This window comes from Neisseria sp. P0021.S006, assembly GCF_051956895.1.
Genome location: NZ_JBQCWZ010000435.1, coordinates 1 through 1171 on the forward strand (window position 1 = coordinate 1; position 1171 = coordinate 1171).

General features: G+C 53.5%; 1 protein-coding gene. It reads right to left on the reverse strand.

Annotated elements, in window-relative coordinates; genetic code table 11:
* Nucleotides 1-1171, reverse strand: a 1171-nt coding sequence (leuC, locus tag ACTHUM_RS14790) for a 3-isopropylmalate dehydratase large subunit (protein ID WP_440403259.1), incomplete at both ends; no start/stop codon positions are given.

A 1171-nucleotide genomic window follows, 5' to 3' on the forward strand; every position in this document is an offset into this window, starting at 1 on the left:
GGCAAGGCACATAGAGCAGCCCGGCTCGCGCCATTCAAAACCGGCTTCGATAAATACTTCGTGCAAGCCTTCTTTTTCTGCCTGCTCTTTAACCAAACCGGAGCCGGGGACAATCAATACGCGTTGCACATTGTCCGCTTTTTTGCGGCCTTTGGCGATAGCGGCGGCTTCGCGTAAGTCTTCAATACGGCTGTTGGTGCAAGAACCGATAAAGACGATATCGACAGGGATTTCGTTTAATGGCGTACCGGCTTCTAAGCCCATGTATTCAAGGGCGCGTTCCATGCCGCTGCGTTTGACCGGATCGGTTTCTTCGGCGGGATTAGGCACTTTACTGCTGATGTCCAAAACCATTTCAGGCGATGTGCCCCAAGTTACTTGAGGCTCGATGTCTTCAGCTTTGAAGTGGTATTCTTTATCGAATACGGCGCCTTCGTCAGACACCAGCGTGCGCCAGTACTCGAGGGCTTTGTCCCACGCTTCGCCTTTAGGTGCGAAAGGTTTGCCTTTTACATAGTCGATGGTGGTTTGGTCGACGGCAACCATACCTGAGCGCGCACCGGCTTCAATCGCCATATTACACAAGGTCATGCGGCCTTCCATAGAAAGGCTGCGGATGGCTTCGCCGCCAAACTCAATGGCGTAGCCTGTACCACCGGCCGTACCGATTTGACCGATGATATAAAGTGCTACGTCTTTGGCGGTAACACCGGGTTTCAGACAGCCTTCAACGGAAATCAGCATGGATTTGGATTTTTTTGCGGTAATGCACTGGGTCGCCATGGTGTGTTCGACTTCGGAAGTGCCGATACCGTGCGCCAATGCGCCGAATGCGCCGTGGGTAGAAGTGTGTGAGTCGCCGCAGACGACGGTCATGCCGGGCAGGGTGGCTCCTTGTTCCGGGCCCATAACGTGCACAATGCCTTGGCCTTTATCCATAAACGGGAAGTAGGCGAGTGCGCCAAACTCTTTAATGTTTTTGTCCAAAGTATCGACTTGCAGTTTGGAAATCGGGTCTTGAATACCTTTGTGCCAGTCGCCGGTCGGGGTGTTGTGGTCGGCTGTGGAGACTACGCTGTCGATACGCCAGAGTTTGCGGCCGGCCATTTTCAAGCCTTCAAATGCTTGCGGGCTGGTTACTTCGTGAACCAGGTGGCGGTCGATGTAAAGC